This is a genomic window from Gemmatimonas groenlandica (assembly GCF_013004105.1).
In the GTDB taxonomy this organism is placed as follows: domain Bacteria; phylum Gemmatimonadota; class Gemmatimonadetes; order Gemmatimonadales; family Gemmatimonadaceae; genus Gemmatimonas; species Gemmatimonas groenlandica.
This window is the reverse complement of record NZ_CP053085.1, coordinates 2,443,428-2,466,937: the sequence shown is the minus strand read 5'-3', so window position 1 is coordinate 2,466,937 and position 23,510 is coordinate 2,443,428. Positions and strand designations below refer to the sequence as shown.

The following is a 23,510-nucleotide window of genomic DNA, read 5'->3' as shown; positions in this document are numbered from 1 at the left end:
GCTATGCGTTGCTGGAGAAAATCACGGTGGGTACGTTTGAAGGATGGCACGCATCTTCAGCGGCATCCAGCCTTCGGGCGAACTCCACATCGGCAATTACCTCGGCGCCGTCAAGAATTGGGTCCAGCTCCAGGAGACTCATCCTGGCGCCCTGTTCTGTGTCGTCGACTATCACGCGATCACCGGCGCCTACGATCCGGCGGTGCTGCGCGCGCGGCGCTGGGGCATGGCCAAATCGCTGCTGGCCGCCGGCATCGATCCGGCCAAGTGCGCGCTGTTCATGCAGAGCGATGTACCGGAGCACACCGAGCTCTCGTGGATCTTCACGACGCTCACGCCGCTGGGTGATCTCGAGCGGCAGACGCAGTTCAAGGACAAGTCGTCCAAGGTGGAGAGCATTCCCGCCGGCTTGCTCATGTATCCCGTGCTGCAGAGTGCGGACATCCTGCTGTATCGCGCCGATTCCGTGCCTGTCGGTGAAGACCAGATTCAGCATCTCGAGTTGGCGCGTGATACCGCACGCAAGTGGAATGCGAAGTTCGGGCAGGAGTATTTCCCCGAGCCGAAGCCGCTGCTCACGCCGACGCGCCGCATCATGGGGCTCGACGGACAGTCGAAGATGTCGAAATCGCTGGGCAACACCATCGGCCTGATGGAAACCGACGACGAGATCTGGGCGAAGCTGCGTCCGGCGATGACCGATCCGCAGCGCGTGCGCAAGACCGATGTGGGGCGCCCCGAGGTGTGCAACATCTTCCAGCTGCACAAGGCATTCAGCAGTGCGGAGACCGTCGCGCATGTCGATGCGCAGTGCCGCACTGCCGGGTGGGGGTGCATGGACTGCAAGAAGGTGTTGCAGGAGGGCATGGTGCAGGAGCTCACGCCGATCCGTCGCCGTGCAGAAATGCTCGACACCGAACCGCAGCGCGTACTCGATGCGCTGGCCAGTGGTGCCGAGACGGCGCGGGGAATCGCGCGCGAAACCATGCGCGAGGTGCGCGGCTACATGGGCCTCGACGCGGTCACCATCCCCACCGATAGCCCGGCGTGACCGAGACGCCGGGCCGTCGACGGCTCGTGGTGGATCTGCAGAGCACCTCACCGCACATGCGGGTGCCGCTTTGGGCCGCTGAACGGATCGCGGCGGCGGCGCCGGATGGATGGGAGGTCGTCCACATCGCCTCGCCGTCGAAGTCGATTGGCAGCGGCAGCAACATGGCCAGCGACGAGACGCTGGCCGTGATCACGCGAGCCGAGGGATACCTGGGCTACGGTGTGCCGGCGGGGTTGCTGCAGGCCGCTCCGCATTTGGGATGGGCGCACAGCGCGGCGGCGGGGGTCGGCGCGTCGGTGACTCCGGAGCTGCGCGCCAGCGGGGTCGTCTTCACGAACAGCGCGGGCGTGTACGGCGAGCCGATGGCCGATACCGTGTTGGCCGGGGTACTGCACTTCGTACGCGGGCTCGACTTCGCGACACGGCAGCAGGCCGCGTCCACGTGGAATCAATTGCCGTTCATTCACCGCGATCTCAGCGCGCGCGCGGAGGTCCGTGAACTCGCCGAGCTTCGTGTCCTGATCGTCGGGGCGGGTGGCATCGGTACCGCGGTGGCCCGTCGGTTTTCGGCGTTGGGGTGCCGTTGCGTGGGGATCCGCCGTCGACCAGAACTCGGCGCGCCCGAAGGCTTTGCGCGGGTGGAGGGCCCGGGTGCCCTCGATGCGGAGCTACCGGACGCCGATGTGCTCGTGCTGGCCGCGCCGTTGACCGGAGGCAGCGCTTCGTTATTGGACGCCCGGCGGCTGGCGTTGCTCCCCGCCGGGGCAATCGTCGTGAACGTAGCGCGGGGCGCGCTGGTCTCCGACGAGGCGCTGCTGGATTCGTTAAACCGGAATCATCTACGTGGCGCCGTGTTGGATGTATTCAATACGGAGCCGCTACCGGTCGACAATCCATACTGGCAGCATCCGAAGGTTCTGGTGACTCCTCATGTGTCGGGTGTCTCGCCGCAACATTGGCGGCGGGTGCTCGAGCTGTTCGAAGACAACTGGCGGCGCTGGCAGGCGGGCACACCGCTGCGCAACGTCGTGGACCTCGATGCGGGCTATTGATCGGGGGACACACACCTCCCGTAGTTCTCCCAAGCAGGCATCGTGGCGATTGAGCGAATCATCAAGGCGGCAGTCGAACGCGGTGCGTCCGACGTGCACATCAAGGCGGGGGACGTGGTGCGTGCGCGCATCGACGGCCGCCTCGTGGTGCTGACGAAGCAGGCGCTCACCGCCGAGCAGACGCGTGCGATTGCCTTGCATTTCATGACGTCGGACGCGGAACGCTCCACGATCGACACGCTCAAGGACCACGACTGCTCCTGGCACTCGCCGGGCGTCGGCCGATTCCGCGTGAACATCATGCGGCAGCGCGCGGCCCATTCCATCGTGATGCGCGTGATCCCGGAGAATGTGCCGACGTTCCAGTCGCTCAAGCTGCCGCCGGTGCTCGACAAGATCGCGCATACGGAGCGCGGCATGGTGCTGGTGACCGGTGTGACGGGTTCCGGTAAATCGAGCACGATGGCCGCCCTGGTGAATGCGATCAACGCGTCGTACGAGAAGCACATTCTCACGCTCGAGAATCCGATCGAGTTCATTCACGCCGACTTGAAGAGCTCGGTGACGCAGCGTGAAGTGGGCATCGACACCGAGAGCTTCCGCATGGGCCTCCGTGCCGCGCTGCGTCAGGATCCCGACGTGATCCTGATCGGCGAAATGCGCGATCCGGAAACGATCGACACGGCGATGAAGGCGGCGGAGACCGGTCACTTGCTGATCTCGACGCTACACACGCCCGACGCGCAGAGCACGATCATGCGCATCGTGGCGATGTTCCCGCCCGATGAGCAGACGGTCGTGCGCATGCGTCTCGCCGAATCGTTGCATGCCGTGGTCTCGCAACGGCTGCTGCCGCGCGCGAACGGACAAGGACGCGTGGTGGCGTGTGAAGTGATGATCGTGACGTCGACGATCCGCGATCTGATCGCCGAGGGCAACATCGTCGAGATCCGCGACTACATCGCCGACGGCGTGCAGTACGGCATGCGGACGTTCGATCAGCATCTCACGGAGCTGGTGAACGGCAACGAAGTGACGTTCGAGGTGGCGAAAGCGGCGGCGACCAACCCGGCCGACTTCGAGTTGAGCTTCCGCATGGGCAAGAACCGGCAGTCGCCTCCCTCGGGAGTGCGCGGGATCGCGTCGCGGCCTACCGGGAGCACGAAGTCGGTGACGCAGGGGATGGGCGCGGTGGCCACGCCCAGTGGTCTCGGAGCGAACCCGCTGGGCACCGGTCCGACGATGCCGCCGATCGCGACGAGTCCGAGTGGTCATTCGGCGGTGTCGAGCCCGAATCCGCTCGGGAACGACACGGTTTTTGGCAGCGGGTTCGAGAGTCTCTTCGGGAGCTGATCCCGCACGTCGTGAAAACGGGAGTGCGGACACCGGAACGGGCGACGGATTACATTCTCCACATGCCGAACACTCCCATTGGTGGGCTCATGGTGCCTGCCGCCTCCTGCTTTACCGCGACGGGTAACCTCGACCGCGCCGCGTTCCAGTCCAACATCGATGCGTATGTCGGCCACGGCGTCGACGGCGTGCTCGTTGCCGGCTCGAGCGGCGAATCCTCGCTGCTCGACTGCGATGATCGTCGACAGCTGTTGACGTGGGCGCGCGAGCGTCTCTCCGACGACCAGTGGCTGCTGGCCGGCGTCGGCAGCGAGAGCACCCGTCAGACGATTTCGCGCGCGCATGACGCGAAGGCGGCCGGGGCGACCGCGGCGCTGGTGATCTCGCCGCACTACTTCCTGAAGCGGATGACGGAGCCGGCATTGCTGGCACATTTCCGCGCGGTGGCCGATGCGAGTCCGTTGCCGGTGTTGCTCTACAACATGCCGGCGTACGCGCATCTGGTGTTGAGCCCGACCTTCGTGCACGAGATGGCACAGCACGAGAACGTGATCGGCATGAAGGACAGCGCGGGCAACATCCCGGTTTTCACGCAGTATCTCGAATCGCAGGGCCCGAACTTTCGCGTACTGACCGGCAGCGGGGCGACGGTCGTGCCGGCGCTGGCGGCCGGGGCCTCGGGGGCCATTCTGGCGATCGCGTTGTACGCGGGCCCGCTGGTGCGTGAGATGGTCAATGCCTTCCGGGCGGGCGATGTGGACGGCGCGACCGTGCTGCAGGCGCGTCTGGCGCCGCTGGCGACGGACATTGCCGGGGCCATGGGACCGGCGGGGATCAAGGCGGCGCTCGATCTGGTGGGGCTGCATGGTGGACCGCCGCGCAGTCCGTTGCTCCCCGCGAATGCGGACGAGGTCGCTATCGTGCGGGCGCGTCTCGAAACAGCGGGGCTGCTGCCGTCGTAGGTCGGCTATGCTCTCTCTGGCACTGCTTGGCGCGGCCCTCGCGGGCGGCTTGATCCTGATTCCGTTAGGACTGCCCGGCCTCTGGGTGATGCTGGGCGCGGCGCTTCTGCATTGGGTGCTGGTGCCTTTAGGCGGCATCGGCGTGTGGACGATGGCGGGCGCGGGCGCGCTGGTCGTGGCGGCGGAGGTGCTCGAGTTCACCATCTCGGCCCGCTACACCCGGAAATACGGTGGCTCACGCCGGGCCTCGTGGGGAGCGGTCATTGGTGGCCTGGTAGGGGCCGTGGTGGGCATTCCGGTGCCGGTGGTGGGTTCGCTCATTGGCGCATTCGCCGGCGCCTTCCTGGGGGCGCTGGTGGCCGAGCTCTCGGTGGCGCGCGATTCGCGCGGCGCGCCGGTACGGGTGGCCACGGGTGCGCTGGTGGGTCGCGTGGTCGCCGCCGCGGCGAAAGTGGGAATTGGTGTCGTTGTCGCCGTGTTGGTCATGGCGGCGGCGGTGGTCGGAAACTAGATTCCCTCAACGCCTCGCGGGTTGTCCGCGGGGCGTTTTTTGTGCGCGGCACCGAGCCGCCGGAGCCAGGGATTCGCATGTTCGATTCGACGACACGTACGGTGGTGGTGGTAGGTGCCCAGTGGGGCGACGAGGGGAAGGGCAAGCTGGTGGACGTCCTCGCCGAGAAGGCCGATTGGGTCGTGCGCTATCAGGGCGGCGCCAATGCCGGCCACACTGTGCATATCGGCGACAAGTCGTTCATCCTGCATCAGATCCCCAGCGGCATTCTGCACCCCGGCGTGCGGTGCGCGATCGGCAATGGCGTCGTGATGGACCCGGAGACGCTGTTCACGGAGGTCGACGAGTTGATCGCCGACGGCGTGGACGTGGAAGGGCGGCTGTATGTCAGCGAGCGCGCCCATCTCGTGATGCCGTATCACAAACTCGTGGACAAGGCGAGCGCGGCCAGCAAGGCGATCGGCACGACCGGTCGCGGCATCGGTCCGGCCTATGAGGACAAGGTGGCGCGTCGTGGTGTGCGCGTGCTCGACCTGCGGAATCCCGCGCGGCTGCGCGAGCTCGTGACCGCGGGTGTGGAGCGGGCGAACGCGCAGCTGGAACGTTCGGGCTCCGATCTGCGGGCGTCGGTGGACGACACGATCGCCGCGCTCGATGCGCTGTCGCCGCGTTTGCTCGGTCTGGCCGAAGACGTTGGTCTGTGCGTGCATCGCGCGATCAAGAACGGTGCGGCGGTGCTGCTGGAAGGCGCGCAGGGGTCGATGCTCGACATCGATCACGGCACCTACCCGTTCGTGACGTCGAGCAACACCACGGTGGGCGGTGCGGCCACCGGCGTTGGCATCTCGCCGATGTCGTTGCAGTGCGCGTTGGGTGTGGTAAAGGCCTACACGACGCGCGTCGGTCATGGCCCGCTGCCGACGGAGTTCGCCGAGCCGCTGCAGACGCAGGTGCGCACCCTTGGCCACGAGTTCGGCGCGACCACGGGACGTGCCCGTCGCTGCGGCTGGTTCGATGGCGTGGTGGTGCGCTACGCCGCGCGCGTGAACGGTCTCACGGCGCTGGCCATTACGAAGCTCGACGTGCTGGACACGCTCGACGAGTTGATGGTGTGCACGGGCTATCGTATCAACGGGGAAGTGCACACGGAATTCCCGGCTGATCTCCAACTGTTGGAGCACGCCGAGCCGGTGTACGAGACGATGCCGGGGTGGAACCAATCCACGCAGGATGCGCGGAAGCTGGAAGACCTGCCGGCCGCAGCGCGTGCCTATCTCGATCGTCTCGAAGAGCTGTGCGAGACGCCCATCGCGTACGTGAGCGTGGGAACCCGTCGTGACCAGATCATTGGAGTTCACGCGGTCGTCGCATGAGCGCGTCCGTGACGACGTTCGTGGACGTGGCGATCGTGGGGGCCGGGCCGTGCGGTCTGGCCGCGGCGATTGCGGCGATTCGCGGTGGATTGTCGGTCGCGGTGTTCGACCGCGGGTGCATCGTGCACGGCATCGCGAGCTATCCGACGTACATGACGTTTTTCAGTACGGCCGAACGGATCGCGATCGGCGGCGTGCCGTTCCTGGTGGCGACCGACAAGCCGACGCGTCGTGATGCGCTCGCCTACTATCGCGGTGTGGCATCGATGTACGACGTGCCGGTGCGGCAGTACGAAACGGTGGAATCGATGCGCCCGGTGCGCTTCGATCCGCCGGCCGGCGAGCTGGCGCCCGCGCGCGGGGCGCAGTGGCTGCTGCGCAGCGTGAAGCGCAGTGGCGAGGTGATGGAAACGGCGGCGCATGCGGTGATCATCGCGACGGGCTATTTCGGTCGTCCGAATCTGCTGCAGGTGCCAGGCGAATCGTTGCCGCATGTGCGTCACGGCTACGTGGAAGGCCACTCGGCGTGGCGCGAACCGGTGGTGATCGTGGGCGGCGGCAATTCAGCCGTGGACGCCGCGCTCGACATGTACCGCGCCGGCGCCCACGTCACGATGGTGCACGTGGGTGCCACGCTGGACAACGGGGTAAAGCCGTGGGTACGTCCGGAAATCGAGGCGCGCATTCACGAGGGCAGCATCCAGGCGCACTATGAGAGCCGGGTGTTGGCGATCGAGCCCGACGTGGTCGTGATCGCGGGGCCTGAGGGCGAGGTGCGCGTGCCGGCGACGCAGGTGTACACGATGACGGGGTATCTGCCGGAAACGGGATTGCTCGAGGCGGTGGGCGTGCCCATCGAGCCCGACAGCGGCATTCCGCAGCACAACCCGCTCACGATGGCCACGCCGGTCACCGGTGTCTACCTTGCGGGAGTGATCGCCTCCGGGCTTTCGGCGAATCGTATCTTCATCGAGAACGGCCGCGATCACGGTGACACGATCGTGCGGCATATCCTTTCCTGACTTCAACTCTTCGGTTCCGATGGCTTCCCAACCCGACGTGATGGACAAGCTGGTGTCGCTGTGCAAGCGCCGCGGCTTCATCTTCCAGTCCTCCGAGATCTACGGCGGCACGGGCTCGGTGTGGGACTACGGTCCGCTTGGTGTGGAGCTCAAGAAGAACATCAAGGATCGCTGGTGGAACGCGATGGTGCGTTCGCGCGACGACATCGAAGGGCTCGATGCGGCGATCCTGATGCACCCGCGCACGTGGGAAGCGAGCGGACACGTGGCCGGTTTCGTCGACCCCCTGGTGGACTGTAAGACGTGCAAGGGCCGTTTCCGCGCCGACAAGCTCGAAGACGCGCGTTGCCCGCAGAAGCCGAGCAAGCAGCCGGGGCAGCACGATGCCTGTCAGCTCACGGAAGCGCGCAATTTCAACCTGATGTTCAAGACGTACATGGGCGCGCTCGAGGAGAGCGCGAGCATCGTCTACCTGCGTCCGGAAACGGCGCAGGGCATCTTCGTGAATTTTCTGAACGTGCAGCAGAGCATGCGTCAGAAGGTGCCATTCGGCATCGCGCAGATCGGCAAGGCGTTCCGCAACGAGATCACGCCGGGCAACTTCATTTTCCGCACGCGCGAGTTCGAGCAGATGGAGATGCAGTTCTTCGTCGAGCCGGGCACGGACATGGAGTGGTTCGAGCAGTGGAAGCAGCTGCGCATGGAGTGGCATCTGGCGCTCGGTCTCTCGCCGGAGCGTCTCAAGTTCCATCAGCACGGCGCCGGTGAGCTCGCGCACTACGCGCGCGCGGCATTCGACGTGACGTTCGACTTCGGCGGCACCCTCGGCTTCCAGGAAATCGAAGGTGTGCACAATCGCGGCGATTTCGATCTCACGCAGCATCAGCAGTACTCGAGCAAGAAGCTCGAGTACTACGACCAGCTGAACAACAAGCGCTATGTGCCGTACGTGATCGAAACGTCGGTCGGCGCCGATCGTGTCACTCTGGCCGCGCTGGTGAACGCGTACCGCGAAGAGTCGGTGGAGGGCGAAGATGAAGGCCGCGTGGTGCTGGGCCTGCATCGGTCGATCGCCCCGATCAAGGCCGCGATCTTCCCGCTCACGAAGAAGGACGGTCAGCCGGAAATGGCGAAGAACATCATGAACGACCTTCGCATGGCGTTTCCGATGGACTACGACGAATCGGGCTCGATCGGCAAGCGCTACCGCCGTCAGGACGAAGTCGGCACGCCGTTCTGCATCACGGTCGACGGCCAGAGCACGACCGATCAGACGGTCACCGTGCGCGACCGCGACACCCTGGCGCAGGACCGGGTCGACGTGAGTCAGCTCAAGGGCTACCTGGCGGCGAAGCTGGTGGGGTAGTTGGTGTGCTTGCGGCGGAATCGTAGGAACTGATCACACAGGTTGCAGGAAAAGATCACGCAGAGATGCAGAGTGCGCAGAGAACGCAGAGAACATGTGATTTTGGTCTCTGCGTTCTCTGCGCCCTCTTTTTCTTTGCGTGATCTTTTCAAAAGGCTTTTGGTTTGATCATTCGCCGGTGTAGCCATTGACGATCCGCTGAACGCCGTCGATCAGGCGGTCGCCACCAAAATTGATGAGCAGGCCGACTGGCAGCTTCATGATCCGCAGATAGGTCAGCAATTGTCGTTGGTGAATGGGCGCCGGGCGTTCGGTGCATTTGAGCTCCACCGGAATGCGCCCCTCGATCATCAGGTCGAGCCGGAACCCGAATTCAATCTTCGTCCCTCTGTACTCGAAAGGCACGACGAGCTGCCGTTGGACGCGGAGACCGCGGCGCGTTAGCTCGGCGGCGAGCAGTTCCTCATACGCCGATTCGAAGAGGCCGGGGCCGAGGTCGGCATGGATGTGGATCGACGCGTCGATGATGTCGGCGGTGATCTGATTGATCGGGGGCATGCCGGATCATGCGCCGAGGCCGTCATCGTCGTGTCAGCGAGTTGCCATCCCCGGACGTAGCCTGCAACGTAAGGGTGCCGTTCGTACGCGGGCGGCCCTGCAGTGCTCCGCCTCCTCATTCCCGACCATGCTGCCACTTCGACCTTTCCTGTTTCTCACGGCGCTGTCCGTTCCGGCGGCGCTGGTGCAACCGCCGGCCAAACCGGCGACGGCGACCTCCCGCGTCGCGCCATTGGCGCCGGTTACGCTGGATTCGACGCTGCTCAAGTCGTTCCGGTGGCGCAACATCGGTCCCGACCGCGGCGGCCGGTCGATTGCCGCCAGCGGCGTGGTGGGGCGTAAGAACGAGGCGTATTTCGGCGCGACCGGTGGCGGGCTCTGGAAGACGACCGATGGCGGCGAGAATTGGGCGCCGGTGACCGACGGCCAGATCACCAGCGCCTCGGTGGGCGCGGTGGCCGTGAGCGAGAGTAATCCCGATATCGTGTACATCGGCATGGGTGAGTCGGCGATTCGCGGCAACATCATGCCCGGCGACGGCATCTACAAGAGCACCGATGCCGGCAAGACGTGGGCGCACATCGGCTTCAAGACCGTCGATGCCATCTCGAAGATCCGCATCCACCCGACCAACCCCGACATCGTGTATGCGGCCGTTTTCGGCAAGTATAGCGTGCCGAGTGCCGAGCGCGGGGTGTTCAAGAGCACCGACGGCGGCAAGTCGTGGCGCAAGGTGCTGTTTCGCGATGACAAGTCGGGCGCGATCGATATCGCCCTCGACCGCAACAACCCGAGTGTGATGTACGCGGCCATGTGGGAAGCGTACCGCAAGGAATTTCAGATGTCGTCGGGTGGTCCGGGTTCCGGACTGTTCAAGAGCACCGACGGTGGCGAGACGTGGACCGAGATCACGCGCAACAAGGGACTGCCGGCCGGCCTGGTAGGTCGAATCGGCGTCGCACTCACGGCCGCGAACTCGAACCGCGTGTACGCGCTGATCGAGAACGACAACGGTGGCCTCTTCAAGAGCGATGATGCCGGCGCCACGTGGACGCTCGTGAACAGCGACCGCAACATCCGGCAGCGCGCGTTCTATTACACGCACCTGTTCGCCGACCACAAGAACGCCGATGTCGTGTACGCGCAGAACACGTCGCTGTTCCGTTCGGCCGACGCGGGCAAGACGCTCACGAGCATCGGCAACGGGACGCACGGCGATCACCATGACCTGTGGATCGATCCGGCTGATCCGACGCACCTGGTTGGCGCCAACGACGGCGGCGGCGCGGTGACGACGAACACCGGCGGTAAGTGGACCGAGCAGGACTTCCCGACCGCGCAATGGTATCACGCGATCACGACGAAGCACATTCCGTATCACATCTGCGGGTCGCAGCAGGACAACAGCACCCTGTGCACGCCGTCGCAGTGGAACTTCGGACGGCCGAACGGCGCGCAGCAGGCGGCGGGCGGCATGGCGGTGTCGTATCAGGTTGGCGGCGGTGAGCCCGGCTACATCGCGACCGATCCGCTCGATCCCGACATCTTCTACGCCGGTACGAACAACGGCGGCTACGTCGACAAGTTCAACAAGAAGACCGGGCTGTCACGTGAAGTGAATCCGTACCCCTGGTTCTATTCGGGTGAGCCGTCGAAAGACATCAAGGAGCGGTGGCAGTGGACGTTCCCCATCCTGTACTCGCCGCTGAATCCGAAGATGCTGTTCGTGTCGTCGCAGCGTCTGTGGCGCACGCTCGATGGTGGACGCACGTGGAAGGTGCTGAGCGGTGACCTTACGCGTCACGCGCCGGAAACGCAGGAGAAGTCGGGTGGCCCGATCACGGGTGACATGAACGGCCCCGAAGTGTACGGCGTGATCTTCTCCGTGGGGCCGAGCAAGAAGGATGTGAACGTGATCTGGACCGGTTCCGACGACGGTCTCGTGCACGTAACGCGGAATGGCGGTCTCACGTGGACCAACGTGACGCCGAAGGACATGCCGGACTTCGGCCGCGTCTCACAGATCGATGCGTCGGCGTTCGATGCCGGCACGATGTACATGTCGGTGCGTCGTCCGCTGCTGAACGATCGCGCGCCGTACATCTTCCGCACGACCGACTTCGGCAAGACGTGGACGAAGATCGTGAACGGACTCGGCGCCGAGGACTATGTGCATGCGGTGCGCGAAGATCCGGCCCGCAAGGGATTGCTGTATGCCGCCACGCAGCACGGCGTCTACATCTCGTACGATGACGGCGCGAACTGGCAGAGCCTCAAGCTCAATATGCCCGACACGCCGATCGCCGATCTCGTGGTGGAAGCGAACGATCTCGTGATCGCTACGCACGGCCGTGGTTTCTGGGTGCTCGACAATGTGGCGCCGCTTCGTCAGGCGACACCGGCCGTGCTCGCGGCCGACGCCCATCTATTCGCGCCGCCGGTCGGCATCCGCTCCAGCGCTGGTGTGCCGATGAGCTGGGTGTTCAAGTCGGCGCCGAAGCGTGCGACGCTGTCGATCCTCGATTCGGCCGGTGCCGTGCTGCGCGAGCTCACGGGTGACACCGCGACATCGGCGGCTGGTGCCGGCGCGGGTCGCCGGCGCGGTACGTCGTCGTCGTTCCCGCTCACCGCCGGTCTGTCGCGCTTCACCTACGACATGCGCGCCACGGGAATCGAAAGCTTCCCGGGCATGATTCTGTGGGGCGCTGGTACGGCTGGGCCGGCGCTGCCGCCGGGTCGTTACACCGTGCGCCTCACCGCCGACGGCAAGACGCTGACGGCGCCGATGACCATTCAGCGCAGCCCGCTGCTGCCGGAAGTCACGAACGCCGATCTGCGCGCGCAGTACGCGTTCGGCAAGCAGGTGCGCGACAAGACGAACGAAGCGCAGAAGGCCGTGATCGAGATTCGTCGCGTGAAGGAGCAGTTGGACGACCGCCTCAAGCGCAGTCAGGATGCCGCGCTCGCGGCGAAGGGCGGTACGCTCAAGACCAACGCGTCGGCGGTGGAAGAGCAGGTGTATCAGGTGAAGAACCAGAGCGGACAGGACCCGCTCAACTTCCCCATCCGCGTGAACAACCGACTCGCGAATCTGCTCTCGATGTCGGAGCGTGGTGACGGTCCCCCGGGCACGTACATGCCGGAGATCCTCAGCATCCTCACGAAGGAACTCGGCGGCTATACCACGAAACTCGAGACCGTGTGGAAGGTCGATCTGTCCGCGGTGAACGCGGAGTTGAAGCGGCTCAACCTGCCGTTGCTCGATCCCAAGTGCACGGTCGTGGCGGGATGCACTGCCACGCCATGAAGACTCGCGTCATCATCACGGTGCTCAGCGCAGTCGCGCTGAGCACCGGCTGCGGTCCGAGTGTGCGAACGCGCGTGGCGAACGCGATGCAAGGATGCCTCGCCGTTCGCAATCCGGCGTTCATGCGCGGCGAGGGAGAGCGGGCACTGTCGATCCCATTGCCGCCGGCGGTCGATTCACTGGCGAGCGGCACAGCGTACACCTTCGGTCTGATCGTGTATCAGGAAACCGCCGATCAGGCGACGACGCAGGCCGAAGTCACTTGCGCGCTCGAGTTGGGATCGCGCTACGAAAGCGAGGACACGCGAGAGTGGCTCGGCTACTTCTCGCGCCATCCCAACGCGCCGGTGGCGAATCTGGCCAAGCGGTTGTTGGATGCGCAGCTCAAGCAAATCGGCGCGGCGCCTCAATCGAGTGCCGCGCCGAAATAGTGCGTGACTACGGGTTCCGCTTGTCCTTCACGGCCCGCTTCACGTCCCGACGTTCCTGCTTCACGTCACGCTTGTCGGCGCGGACTTCACGCGTCTCCTGCTTGACGGCGCTTCTGTCGCCGGCCTTTACGGCCTGCCGACGGTCGCGCTGATCACCGTTGAGTTCGTGCTTGGCCTTCCGCAGTTCCTTCGCTTCCTGCTTCACGGACTGTGCGGACGCGGTCGATGCCACGGCGAAAGGCAGCGCGGCGAGCAGTGCGGCGAGATAGATCGAACGACGCATGAGACACTCTCCTGAGGCGCGGCAACGTGGCGTCGATCCCTCGATCGTCAGCCGTGTTGCGACGGGTTCATAACAGTTGACGGGCCCCGGTCGGCGATGTTAAGCCGGCGGGGGGCCCGTCTATTTTCACTCAATGGAACATTGGCACTGTCGCGCGCTGGTGTCAGCGTTCGATGCGCAGACCCACCATACCCCACGGCTTGTAGAACTCGTAGCTCGGATCGTCGCCGCCGCCGCCGCGGTTGAGGCGATCACCAACCGTGGCACGCAGCGGCGTGTTCGAGAGATTGATCGCTTCCGCGAAGAGCTTCATGCCGCTGCGGATCTGGAACGATCCCGATGCATCCCACTGCAGCCGCTCACGGGTGCGCGTGTCACCTTCGGGCGTCAGCGCGTTGATCGTGGAGAGAAATTCGCCGGAGTAGTTCGCACCGACGCGCAGGGATACGGGTCCGCGATCGAAAAACACGCCGAGGTTGCCGGCATTGCCCGTCTGACCCGGAAGCGGTGTGTCGACCCCGGTGCGCCCGCGGCCAGGGATCTCGGCCACCGACTTCGTATAGGTGTAGTTCGCGTTCAGTCCGAGTCCGGCGAGCATACCCGGGAGAAACGTGAGGTTCTGCTGCCAGGCGACTTCGAAGCCGTACAGCTTCGCGGTGGGGCCGTTGACCGGCTGAATCACCTGCGTGGCGTCCGGTCCGAGTGCTTCATCGGTGCGACGCGCGCGTGCAGTCGGGAAGATGAAGTTCTTGAGGTCCTTGTAGAACGCGCCGGCTGACACGAAACCGACTGACCGGAAGTAGCGCTCGATCATGAGATCATACGCAAGGGCGGTAGTCGCCTCGAGCGCCGGGTTGCCGATGGTCGCCGTCTGCTGGCCGGCTTGGACGTTCACGTACGGCGTCATGTCCTGGAACTGCGGACGCACGAGCGCCGTGGTAATCGCCGCCTTCACGTTGGTGTATTCGTCCACGCGATACGTGGCGTTAATCGACGGGAACACATTCACGTAGTTGCTCGTGCCCGTCGTGTCCGAAATCGGGCGGGAGAGCGCCGTGCCAGCGGCGTTGAGCGATATGATCTTTGCCGTATTCTCTACACGCGTGGCCTCGACGCGTACGCCGGGTACCAGGCGCAGCGCGCCGGCGTCGAGTGTGGCCATGAGGTACGCCGCGTACACGTCTTCGCCGACGGCGAACGTTCCGCCGGCCGACGTGGTCTGCGATGTCAGCGTGTTCAGCGTGAAGGCATTCGGATTCGCCTTGATGAAGTCGGCCATACGCGTCGGATCGAACGTGCGACCAAACTGATAGTCGCCACCGAAGATCGTGCGACCGGTCGTTTCCGAGGTGAGCGCGCTCATGAGCGTCGCGCCCGTGGCACCGGAGGCGTTTGTGCCGAGTGCACTGGTGAAGGTGGTGTTCGCCAGCGTGTTTTCGCGCTCCTTGAGCCGCGCGGCAACGCCGCCCTTCAGGGTGCCGGAGAAGGCCCCGAACGCCACCGGCATCGACGCGTTCAGCTTCGCACTGATGTCATTGTCCTTGGTATCGCGGACTTCCCGCACGAGGCTATTGAAGCCGAAGCGTGAGGGATCGTCGAACGATCCGACAGACACATTGGCGCGTGGTCGATCGGGGTCGGCAAAATTGTAGCCGAGGGTCATGCCGCTCTGGCGGAAGGACATCGTCAGGACATCGGGACGACTCTCGGTAGCGCGCGACGTTCCGATCGCCCAATCGAGCGCCTTGCCGTTGCCGGCAAAATGCTCGCCACCGATCTGCGCGGTGATGATATCTTGAATCACTTCGCGCAAGCGGATGTCGCGATCGAACTGCGATCCCGTGGTGATGCCGGAGTCGGGCGTCACCTGCGTCCAACGGGAGCCGCCGCCGCCGCGGAAACGAAAGCGCGCACGGGCGCGGACTTCGTCGTCGGAGAAGCGGTTGAAGGTGCCGCGAAGGAACAGCTTGCTGTTGTTGGCGAGCAAGTAGTCGAGCGTGCCATTAAGCCCGGCGCGCAACCGGTTCACCTGCGGATAGTCGCGCAGCTCGAACAGGTTGGGCGCATCGAGCGACGTGAGCGACGGGGCTACACCGCAGTTCCGCGTCTGCGAGCACCAGTCACCTTCGATGTTCTGTGACGCCCGCTCATTCTTGTAGTACGTGCCGCCGATCATCGCGCCGAGCTTCTGCGACGCACCGAAGCGCTTGCCCGCGTTGGCGCCGACGTTGACCAAGGCACCGCCGCCGAGCTGGTTGGCGCCACCGGCGAACGTGGCGTTCAGTAGCGGCTGATTCGCCCGAGCGGTGCGCGTGACGATGTTGACGTTGCCGCCGATGGCGTCGGCGTCCATATCAGGCGTGAGCGTCTTGGAGATCTGGATCTGTGCGGCCTGATCGGACGGCACGATATCCATCGGCAACTGACGGCTGTTCTGTTCCGGTGAGCTGATGCGAAGGCCGTTCAGCGACATCGAATTGAGGTCGGCGTTCGTGCCGCGGATCTGTACGAAGCGTCCCTCTCCCTGATCGCGTAGCACGGCAACGCCGGGCACGCGCGCGAGCGCCTCCGCCATATTCGGATCGGGTAGGCGACCGACGAGTTCGTTGTCGATGACACTGGAGATGGTCGCCGCAGTGCGCTGCTGATTCAGGGCCGACGCCTGTCCGGCGACCTGTCCTTTCACCTCGATCGCCGACAGTGTCGTCATCGCGGCCGTCATCTTGACGTCGAGCGTGGCGGTGGCGCCCGTGCTGACCGTGACGGACTTGGACACGGCCTGGAAGCCGATGTAGCGGAACGTGAGCGTGCGTGCGCCAGCGGGCACGTTCACCGCGCGATAGGTGCCATTCTGGGTCGCGGCGCGAATCGCCGTACCGTCAACGGACACGAGCATGCCGGAGAGCGGTCGCCCATTCGGATCGGTCACGGAACCGACGACCACACCCTGTGCGCCGAGCGGCGCGGCGGCGAGCAGTAGGCCGATGGCCATACTGCGAATCGACATATGCATCGAAGAGATCAGTTTAGAGGAAGGCGCTTGCGGACATCGCGCCAGTCGTAGAAGTGGAACGTCTTGTCGGTCGACATCATCACGAGCAGTCCTTCGGGAAACGCGGGGGACAGCGCACGGGCCGTGACTTCGAGGCCATCCGTTTCCTGGGCCGCCACCGGGATCGTGGCGAGCGCGATGTGCGTGTTCGGCGCGCCCTTGGCACCTTCGCGCGCAAACAGCTGCAGTCGGTGGCCCTGTTGATCGGAGACCACGAGGTAGCCGGTGGAGTCGCTCGTGGGGTACACGGCGATGCCCTCGTGATCACTGACGAATCCGGTCGTACCGAAGAGTGCCAGTTCCTTTGCGGCCTCGGCGAGATCGGGATCGGCGTGGTACTTCCGGATGCCGACGGTCTCGTCGCTGTAGTAGACGAAGCCCAGTTGTTGATCGACGGCGATCGCCTCGATCTCCTTCTGTCCGCTGTAGGCGCCGAAGGCGCGTACCCGTGTACCGGTGAGCGTCCCGTTGCCGGCATCGGCGAGGCGGTATTGCCAGAGGTATCCCTCACGCGGGCCGCTCTTACCGCCGACGATCGCGAAGACGGCGCCGTCGCGGGGACGGCGATACAGCGCGATCCCCATGGGCGCGCGTGTCGTATCTGCGTTGAACACCGGGATGCCACCAGCGTCGATCGGCATCATATCCGGCAGTCGGAAAATCCGGAGCGATTTCGTGCCACGTTCAGCGGCGACCGCGATGTCGATCAACTTCCCGTTCAGCGAGACGCCGGAGATGATATCGACGTTGTTCGGACGCTTGAGTGGACGACGCGTGCGTGTGGTGTCAATCCGCCCATCCAAAGTGAATACGTAGAGTCCACCGGTGCTGTCCCCTTTGTCGGTGCCGATCACCAGCGACCGGGAGGGATTCAGGGTGTCGATCCAGATCGCGGGATCGTCCGAGTCGTTGAGCACGGCGGCGGTGACGACCACCGGTCGGAGCGTATCGGCGGCCGACGACACGGCGGCCGCGGCGAGAGAGTCGGCGTTGGTTGTCGATGGGGATTCCCCAGTTCGACAGCCGCTCAGCGCCAGGCCGAGGGCCGCGGACGCGGCCAGCGAGATGCGTTGCACAGAGAGGGAACCGAGGGGCGCTGCCCGGCGTCATGCCAGCAGCCTCAACTTCGAGAAGGTCCCCCGAATCGATGACTATCCGGCGACGAGGCTGTCCCGATTTGGCGACGACTCTGTCACAGTTGTATTTCGGCGGCTTTGCGTTGGGCGGCTTTCCTGAACACAGTCACGGCGTAGCTTTCCGGCATGACTCCCTCTGCCAATTCCCGCCCGGTGGCGCTCATCACCGGCGCATCACGCGGTATCGGGCACGCCATCGCGCTCCGGCTCGCCCCGAAGCACGATCTGATCCTCGTCGCGCGTGACGAGTCGCTGCTGATGGCGGTGGCCGCGGAGTGCGAGGCACTCGGTGCCTCCGTCCAGTGCATCGCGGCCGACGTGCAGAATGCGCTGGTCACGGCGCAGCGACTGACCGGACTGCACGTCGATGTCCTGGTGAACAACGCTGGCGTCGCCGTGATGAAACCGTTCCTCGAGATGACGGCCGAAGAGTGGCATCGTCAGGTCGACGTGAACGTGAACGCGCTCTATCATGTCACGCGCGCAGTCCTACCCGGCATGGTCGCGCGCGGCCACGGACACGTCTGCATCATCGGCAGTACGGCGGGACGCAACACGTTCGTCGGCGGCACTTGCTACACGGGCACGAAGCATTTCGTGATGGGCTTTGCGGAGTCGCTGATGCTGGAAGTGCGCGATGCCGGTGTCGGTGTGTCGGTGATCACGCCCGGCTCGGTGGATACCGACTTGTTCCCCGCCGGCACGAATCGCACGTGGATGCTCGAGCCGCAGAACGTGGCTGATGCCGTCGGTTTCGCGATTGAGGCACCCCCGCATATGCTCGTGCATCGGCTCGAGGTGCGGCCGCTTTCCCCGAAGCGCCCTCGGGCCTCCTGAGGTGAGTGACGCGCGCGAACTGCTCGCGGTGCGCGAGATCGCGCACGCATTCCTGCTGGCTGATCGCCCGAGTGATGTGCAGCAATTCGCGCTCGATCGGGTCACCCCGATCCTCGGCGCGGCGTTCTCGCTGGTGATGGAACTCGGGGACGACGGGGAACTGCTGCGGCCGGTGGCACAGCATGAGTGGCCGTCGAAGCACCGTCATTGGATCGGCGCGCTGCGCGTGCGCGTCGGCGACGGGCCCAGTGGTGTGGCCGTGGCGGAGCGACGATTGGTCGAGGTCGCCGATCTCTTCGCCGATGCGTCGCTTGGTGCGTGGCACGAAGTGGCCTCGGAGCTGGGCTTCCGGTCGATCATCGCGGCGCCGATGGAAACGGCGGACGGGCCCATCGGGGCGATCGCCTTCTATTTCGCCGACGCCACACCGGTGCGCGACGAGCAGCGCGCGTTGGTGCGGGTGGTGGCCGATCAGTTGGCGGCAGCGACTGATAAGTCGCGCCGCACCGATGCGCTGCGACGCGCGAATGCGGCGCTGGCCGAAGCCAATGCGCAGCTCGAGCGACAGGCGGCGGTGTGGAACAGCGCCGAACGGGCGCGTGATCAGACCGTGCACGACGTGGTGTCGGCGTTGCTCACGCTGGCGGCTCCCGGTGAGACCGCTGACGCCTCAATGCGCTTGGCCGCCGTCCATGCGCTGGCCGTCGCGGCCCGCGACTACGACCTGGTCACACGCGATGACTTCTCGGCGGCAGCGGCCGACGTGGACCCACGGGAGCCGCTGCTCTCCGCCGTGTCCACGTGGCGCATCCGGGCCCCGATGGTGCCGATTCACGTGGACGAGCCAACGGTGCTTTTGCCGATGATCCGTGGCGACTTGCACTGGCTGTCCCGTCTCCTGGAATTGGTCGTCGGGTTGGCGGTACGGTCCGCGTGTATGGAGGGCGGGACGGTGAATACCGGGGTGCGACTGGGACGAGGGTTCATCGCCCTGCAGGTCGGGTGGCGCGACGCCTCGATGGACGCGGTGGCGGATCAACCTCCCTCGGTGCCTTCACGTATACTTCAGGAGACGCTGCGCCGTCCGGCGCACGACCCGTTTGCGGGCGTGCGGGGGGCGGTGACGGCACTCGATCAGCCGCTGGCCACCGTCCTTGCCGGGCGCCTTGGCGGTCAGATGCGCGTCGAGCAATCGGCCAGTGGGTCAGAAGACGAGGGCGGATGGACGTTGGTCTTCCCCGTCGAAGTGGATCTCTGATCCGCACCCGTCGACCCTCCAGTTTTCTCGTTCAATCCGGATCGCCCGTATGCACCAGCAGTCGAATCGCCAATTGCAGGAACGTCTCACCTCACTGTCGATCGCGGACGTCCTCGCGAGGGCCGCGCGTTTCTTCACGCGCCGTAGCGGGGTCTACGCGACGTTCATCGAGAAGCAGGGCCCCTCGCACCTCGTCCTGCGAGGGCAGGGTGGCGAAGAGCTGGTGATCGCGGCGCGCGTGACCGATGCCGGCACGTCGGTATCTGGTTCGACGTATATGTTCGATCAGCAGCTGGCCCGCTTTCTCGACTCGTTGCCGACGGCGCCGGCAGTATCCGTGGCGACGCCGGACGCGGCTGCTGTCGCTGCCCTGCCGCACGGTGTGTCATGACGGTCAGCACCACGCATTTCGTGAATTCGCTGCGTGTGCGTCCGGAGATCGTACGCATCGCCAGTGAGCAGGCCCCCGTCGTGTGGACGGTGCGCGTGCAGGCGGCCGAGGTGTGGGATGCGGTACGGGTCGAAACGACGCCGGAAACGCGCGTGCGCGACGTGAAGCAGGCCGCGATGGCGCTGTTGCTCCCCGATGTCGACCAGATCGACAGCTTCATGGTCAAGTTGCACGGTGCCGAGGTGACGAACGAGTCGCAGTCGCTCCAGTCGGCGGGGGCGCGCGATGCGTCGACGCTGTTCGTGACGGGACGTCGTCGTCGGCCGGTTCGGTGAGCGAACGGTCGCCTGAGTCGCTGATCGCGGCCGTCCAACGGCTGCGCGGAGAGATTGCGAAGCGCATCGTGGGTCAGGATGCGGTGGTCGATGAGATTCTGATGGCGCTGGTGGCCGGTGGACACGCCTTGCTCGTGGGCGTCCCCGGACTCGCCAAGACGCTGATGATCAAGTCGTTGTCGGACGCGATGCAGCTCGAGTTTCGTCGCATCCAGTTCACGCCGGACCTCGTGCCGAGCGACATCACGGGCACCGAGATTCTCGAGGAGAGCGGCGGCGGTGCACGCGCGTTCCGCTTCGTGCACGGACCGGTGTTCGCGAACATCGTGCTGGCTGACGAGATCAATCGCGCGCCGCCACGCACGCAGGCGGCACTGCTGGAGGCAATGCAGGAACACAGCGTGACCGCGGCCGGCAAGACGATGAAGCTGCCGGAGCCGTTCTTCGTGTTGGCGACGCAGAATCCGATCGAACAGGAAGGCACGTATCCGCTGCCCGAAGCGCAGCTGGATCGCTTCCTGTTCGACATCCGTGTGGGCTATCCCACCGAAGCCGACGAGATCTCCATTCTCCGCACGACCACGGGCAAGCGTGGCGCGCCGATCGAGGCGGTGTTCTCGGCGGACGACGCGTTGGCCTTGCAACGCCTGGTGCGCGAGTTGCCCTGCAGTGAGCTGGTGCTCACGTATGCGGCCAAGCTCGTACGGGCGACGCGTCCGCAGGAGGCGTCGGCACCGGGCATCGTACGACAGTACGTCCGATGGGGTGCCGGACCGCGCGCGGGGCAGGCGCTGATTCTCGGGGCGAAGGCGTGCGCGCTGCTCGCTGGTCGGGCTGCCGTCTCGCCGGCAGACATTCGACGCGTCGCGATGCCGGTGTTACGTCATCGCATTCTGCCGAATTTCGCGGCGGAGGCGGACGGCGTCTCGGCGGAACCGATCATCGAGGCGCTGTTGTCGCACGTGGCAGCGCCAGGCAGCGCGCTGCCGGCCTGATCGCGCGGTATGAACGCGCGGCGTACGCCTACGCGCCGATGAGCGCGGATTACGGGCCGCTGCTCGATGCCCTGCGCGGCGTGCGTTGGCCAGCACGCCGGGCCGTGGCCGCGGCACCATCGGGCGCGCACCGCTCGCGGCAGCGCGGAACGGCGGGCGAGTTCACCGAGTATCGCCTGTATCGACAGGGCGATGACCCGCGCGCGCTCGACTGGAAGCTGCTGGCGCGGAGCGATCGTGCCTTCGTGCGGTTGAGCGATGATCGCGCGCTGCTACCCACCTGGATCGTGCTCGACGGGAGTGCGAGCATGGACTTCCCAGACGGAGTGGGGATGAGCAAGTGGCGGATGGCGTGTGCCGTTGCCGTGGGACTCGCGGCCGTGGCGCACGCATCGGGTGATCCAGTGGGCGTGCTCGCCATGCATGCGGACGGCGTGTTGCGCATGCCGCCGCGCACTCGCCGAGGCACCGTGCGCGAGATCGCCAGGTCGCTGGATGCTGTGCAGGCCGGCGGCACCAGTACGCTGGCGGCCACACTCATGCTGATCCCCGTGTCCGCGCGCTGCGTCCTCGTGACCGACTGCCTCGGTGATCATGAGGCCACGATCAAGAACGCGTCGGTGCTGGCAGCGGGCGGTGCGATGCTGGAGTGCGTGCATATCGTGGCCCGCGAGGAGCTGACGCTCCCTGCCGGGATCTTCCGTGCGCAGGATCCGGAGGATGCCGCCATCTGGCGCGTGACGAGCCCTGATGTGCAGCGCGGCTACGCGTCGCGCTTCGATGCATTCCGCGCGCAGGTGCGTGATCAGTGGCGCGCGCTCGGCGCCGGCTACACCGAAGTGCCGACAAACGTGACGCCGGCGCGTGCGGTCCGTGCGGTCGTCGCGGGGCTGGCCCTGTGATCGGCTTCGCCGCTCCATGGATTTTCGGCCTTGCACTGGCGGCCGCGCTGACGATCACGGCGCTGCACTTTCTTTCGGTGCGACAGCCGCGTGTACTCTTGCTGCCGACGGCGCGCTTCGTGCCGGAACGCGACGCGCGCGCGGTGGCGCGTCAGGCTAAGCCGAGTGACTTGCCGCTGTTGCTGTTGCGCGTGATCGCGCTGCTGGCGGCGGGTTCTGCGCTGGCAGGCGCACGGTGCAGTGAGCGGAGCGCTCGGATGTCGTCGCTGATCGTGATCGACGCCGCATCACGCGCCGATTCGGCGGCGCTGCTGGCGCGCGCGGTGCGCGCAGCGTCCGCCGACAGCGCTGCGGATAGCGCGGCTGATGGAGAACCGCCGGTCGTGCTCTGGGTGAACGGCGTGTCGGACGATCCCGGTGTCGCGATAGCGGCCGCGATCCGTGCATCGGCGCGTCAGGCACAAGCCAATCCGTCGTTGGCGACGGTGTCCCTCACGGTGGTAATGCCGGAGATCGTGCGTTCGCGGCGTGGGTGGGATGCCTGGCGCGAGCAGTGGCCGGCGCGTATTCGCGTGGTGCGCCCTGGTCTCTCGGGCGAGAGTGATACCAGCGCCGCCGCGCTGTCGGCCGTCGGACGCGTGCGGGTGGTCAGTGCGGCGACGACACCGGGTACGGATGTCGTTGCGGCGGCGTTCGCGTCGCGTGGTGCAAGCGCGGTGCGCGCGGGCGGGTCGGCGGGCGGGTCGGACGTCGACGAGGTAGTGGTGCGCCGTGACACGATCGAGGACGCAACGAATGCTCAGGTGCTCGTGCGCTGGCCGGTGAGTGGAGTGCCGGCGGGGTGGCGCGCGGCGCCGCCCGCCGACTCCGTGGGTGCGGTTGTCGCTGCCGGTGGCGCGCTGGTGGCGCCGTGGGTGCGTAACGCATTGCCCCCGACCCTATCGGACAGCGTACGGGCGATCGCGTGGTGGAGTGACGGAGTGGCGGCTGCCGTGGAGCGGAGGCGCGGGACGTCGTGCCTGCGTGAGGTGGCGATTGCGGTGGCGCCGGGCAGTGATCTCCTGCTCTCACCGGCGGCCGATGGTGTGCTGCGGGCGCTTCGCGCGCCGTGTGGAGGGATCGGCGTGCCGGCACCGAATGAGCCAGCTACCGGGTCGGGCGTGAACGCGCTGACGTGGCAGCTATCGGCGAGTCGGTTCCGAGCGCTCGATGGGACCACGGGTACTACGAAACCGGCGTGGTTGGCCACGGCACTGCTCTCGGTGGCGTTCCTCGCGCTGTTGGCCGAACACGTGGTCCGGCGTGAGTCGGCAGGAACGGCGGCGTCGTGAG

General features: G+C 65.8%; 21 protein-coding genes. 17 read left to right on the top strand and 4 right to left on the bottom strand.

The features are described 5' to 3' along the window. Window positions 1-43: 43 nt before the first annotated feature. The 8 genes from trpS to HKW67_RS10350 all read left to right on the top strand — a co-directional run bounded on the left by trpS (window position 44) and on the right by HKW67_RS10350 (window position 8,693). Window positions 44-1,051, top strand: a complete 1,008-nt coding sequence (gene trpS, locus HKW67_RS10385) for a tryptophan--tRNA ligase (protein WP_171225320.1) — start codon at window positions 44-46, stop codon at window positions 1,049-1,051. Beyond that, window positions 1,048-2,106, top strand: coding sequence for a D-2-hydroxyacid dehydrogenase (locus HKW67_RS10380; RefSeq protein ID WP_171225319.1), 1,059 nt, complete (start codon window positions 1,048-1,050; stop codon window positions 2,104-2,106). The genes trpS and HKW67_RS10380 overlap by 4 nt, the downstream gene beginning before the upstream one ends. A gap of 42 nt (window positions 2,107-2,148) precedes the next feature. Continuing rightward, window positions 2,149-3,459 carry a type IV pilus twitching motility protein PilT gene (locus HKW67_RS10375; RefSeq protein ID WP_171225318.1) on the top strand — a complete coding sequence of 437 codons (1,311 nt, stop codon included), beginning with the start codon at window positions 2,149-2,151 and terminating at the stop codon, window positions 3,457-3,459. A 62-nt stretch (window positions 3,460-3,521) separates the two neighbouring features. Next, window positions 3,522-4,421, top strand: coding sequence for a dihydrodipicolinate synthase family protein (locus tag HKW67_RS10370; protein WP_171225317.1), 900 nt, complete (start codon window positions 3,522-3,524; stop codon window positions 4,419-4,421). Between the two features lie 7 nt (window positions 4,422-4,428). Then, window positions 4,429-4,932: a DUF456 family protein gene (locus tag HKW67_RS10365; protein WP_171225316.1), complete on the top strand. Its 504-nt coding sequence runs from the start codon at window positions 4,429-4,431 to the stop codon at window positions 4,930-4,932. A 77-nt stretch (window positions 4,933-5,009) separates the two neighbouring features. Beyond that, complete coding sequence (locus HKW67_RS10360; protein WP_171225315.1) at window positions 5,010-6,305, top strand: adenylosuccinate synthase; 1,296 nt, start codon at window positions 5,010-5,012, stop codon at window positions 6,303-6,305. After that, window positions 6,302-7,327: a YpdA family putative bacillithiol disulfide reductase gene (locus HKW67_RS10355; RefSeq protein ID WP_171225314.1), complete on the top strand. Its 1,026-nt coding sequence runs from the start codon at window positions 6,302-6,304 to the stop codon at window positions 7,325-7,327. The genes HKW67_RS10360 and HKW67_RS10355 overlap by 4 nt, the downstream gene beginning before the upstream one ends. Before the next feature lie 19 nt (window positions 7,328-7,346). Then, window positions 7,347-8,693: a glycine--tRNA ligase gene (locus tag HKW67_RS10350; RefSeq protein WP_171225313.1), complete on the top strand. Its 1,347-nt coding sequence runs from the start codon at window positions 7,347-7,349 to the stop codon at window positions 8,691-8,693. A 168-nt stretch (window positions 8,694-8,861) separates the two neighbouring features. Here HKW67_RS10350 and HKW67_RS10345 read toward each other — a convergent pair whose 3' ends face one another. Beyond that, on the bottom strand, window positions 8,862-9,251 hold the full coding sequence (locus tag HKW67_RS10345; RefSeq protein WP_171225312.1) for a GxxExxY protein: 390 nt from the start codon (window positions 9,249-9,251) through the stop codon (window positions 8,862-8,864). A gap of 127 nt (window positions 9,252-9,378) precedes the next feature. On the opposite strand from HKW67_RS10345, the gene HKW67_RS10340 reads away from it, so the two are divergent. Continuing rightward, complete coding sequence (locus tag HKW67_RS10340) at window positions 9,379-12,558, top strand: VPS10 domain-containing protein (RefSeq protein ID WP_171225311.1); 3,180 nt, start codon at window positions 9,379-9,381, stop codon at window positions 12,556-12,558. After that, a complete protein-coding gene (locus HKW67_RS10335) occupies window positions 12,555-12,989 on the top strand; it encodes a hypothetical protein (RefSeq protein WP_171225310.1) in 435 nt (144 codons plus the stop codon). The genes HKW67_RS10340 and HKW67_RS10335 overlap by 4 nt, the downstream gene beginning before the upstream one ends. Window positions 12,990-12,996: 7 nt before the next feature. On the opposite strand, the gene HKW67_RS10330 is transcribed toward HKW67_RS10335, so the two are convergent. From HKW67_RS10330 to HKW67_RS10320, 3 genes are all read right to left on the bottom strand, one after another. Further along, entirely contained in the window at window positions 12,997-13,272 is a 276-nt protein-coding gene (locus HKW67_RS10330; protein ID WP_171225309.1) for a hypothetical protein, read from the bottom strand. Window positions 13,273-13,435: 163 nt separating this feature from the next. Then, window positions 13,436-16,279 (bottom strand): TonB-dependent receptor, encoded by a 2,844-nt coding sequence (locus HKW67_RS10325; RefSeq protein ID WP_171225308.1) that lies wholly within the window; start codon window positions 16,277-16,279, stop codon window positions 13,436-13,438. A 14-nt stretch (window positions 16,280-16,293) separates the two neighbouring features. Continuing rightward, complete coding sequence (locus tag HKW67_RS10320) at window positions 16,294-17,400, bottom strand: phytase (protein WP_171225307.1); 1,107 nt, start codon at window positions 17,398-17,400, stop codon at window positions 16,294-16,296. Window positions 17,401-17,586: 186 nt separating this feature from the next. Here HKW67_RS10320 and HKW67_RS10315 point away from each other — a divergent pair, with 186 nt between their 5' ends. From HKW67_RS10315 to HKW67_RS10285, 7 genes are read left to right on the top strand one after another with little or no spacing between them, the layout of a single operon-like run. After that, window positions 17,587-18,297 carry an SDR family oxidoreductase gene (locus HKW67_RS10315; RefSeq protein ID WP_171225306.1) on the top strand — a complete coding sequence of 237 codons (711 nt, stop codon included), beginning with the start codon at window positions 17,587-17,589 and terminating at the stop codon, window positions 18,295-18,297. Window position 18,298: 1 nt separating this feature from the next. Then, on the top strand, window positions 18,299-19,555 hold the full coding sequence (locus tag HKW67_RS10310; RefSeq protein ID WP_171225305.1) for a GAF domain-containing protein: 1,257 nt from the start codon (window positions 18,299-18,301) through the stop codon (window positions 19,553-19,555). 49 nt (window positions 19,556-19,604) lie between these two features. After that, window positions 19,605-19,946: a hypothetical protein gene (locus HKW67_RS10305; RefSeq protein WP_171225304.1), complete on the top strand. Its 342-nt coding sequence runs from the start codon at window positions 19,605-19,607 to the stop codon at window positions 19,944-19,946. After that, window positions 19,943-20,281, top strand: coding sequence for a hypothetical protein (locus tag HKW67_RS10300; RefSeq protein ID WP_171225303.1), 339 nt, complete (start codon window positions 19,943-19,945; stop codon window positions 20,279-20,281). The genes HKW67_RS10305 and HKW67_RS10300 overlap by 4 nt, the downstream gene beginning before the upstream one ends. Next, entirely contained in the window at window positions 20,278-21,276 is a 999-nt protein-coding gene (locus HKW67_RS10295; protein WP_171225302.1) for an AAA family ATPase, read from the top strand. The genes HKW67_RS10300 and HKW67_RS10295 overlap by 4 nt, the downstream gene beginning before the upstream one ends. A gap of 38 nt (window positions 21,277-21,314) precedes the next feature. Further along, window positions 21,315-22,178: a DUF58 domain-containing protein gene (locus tag HKW67_RS10290; RefSeq protein WP_171225301.1), complete on the top strand. Its 864-nt coding sequence runs from the start codon at window positions 21,315-21,317 to the stop codon at window positions 22,176-22,178. Next, window positions 22,175-23,509: a BatA domain-containing protein gene (locus HKW67_RS10285; protein WP_171225300.1), complete on the top strand. Its 1,335-nt coding sequence runs from the start codon at window positions 22,175-22,177 to the stop codon at window positions 23,507-23,509. Before HKW67_RS10290 ends, HKW67_RS10285 begins: the two co-directional genes overlap by 4 nt. Window position 23,510 lies beyond the last annotated feature (1 nt).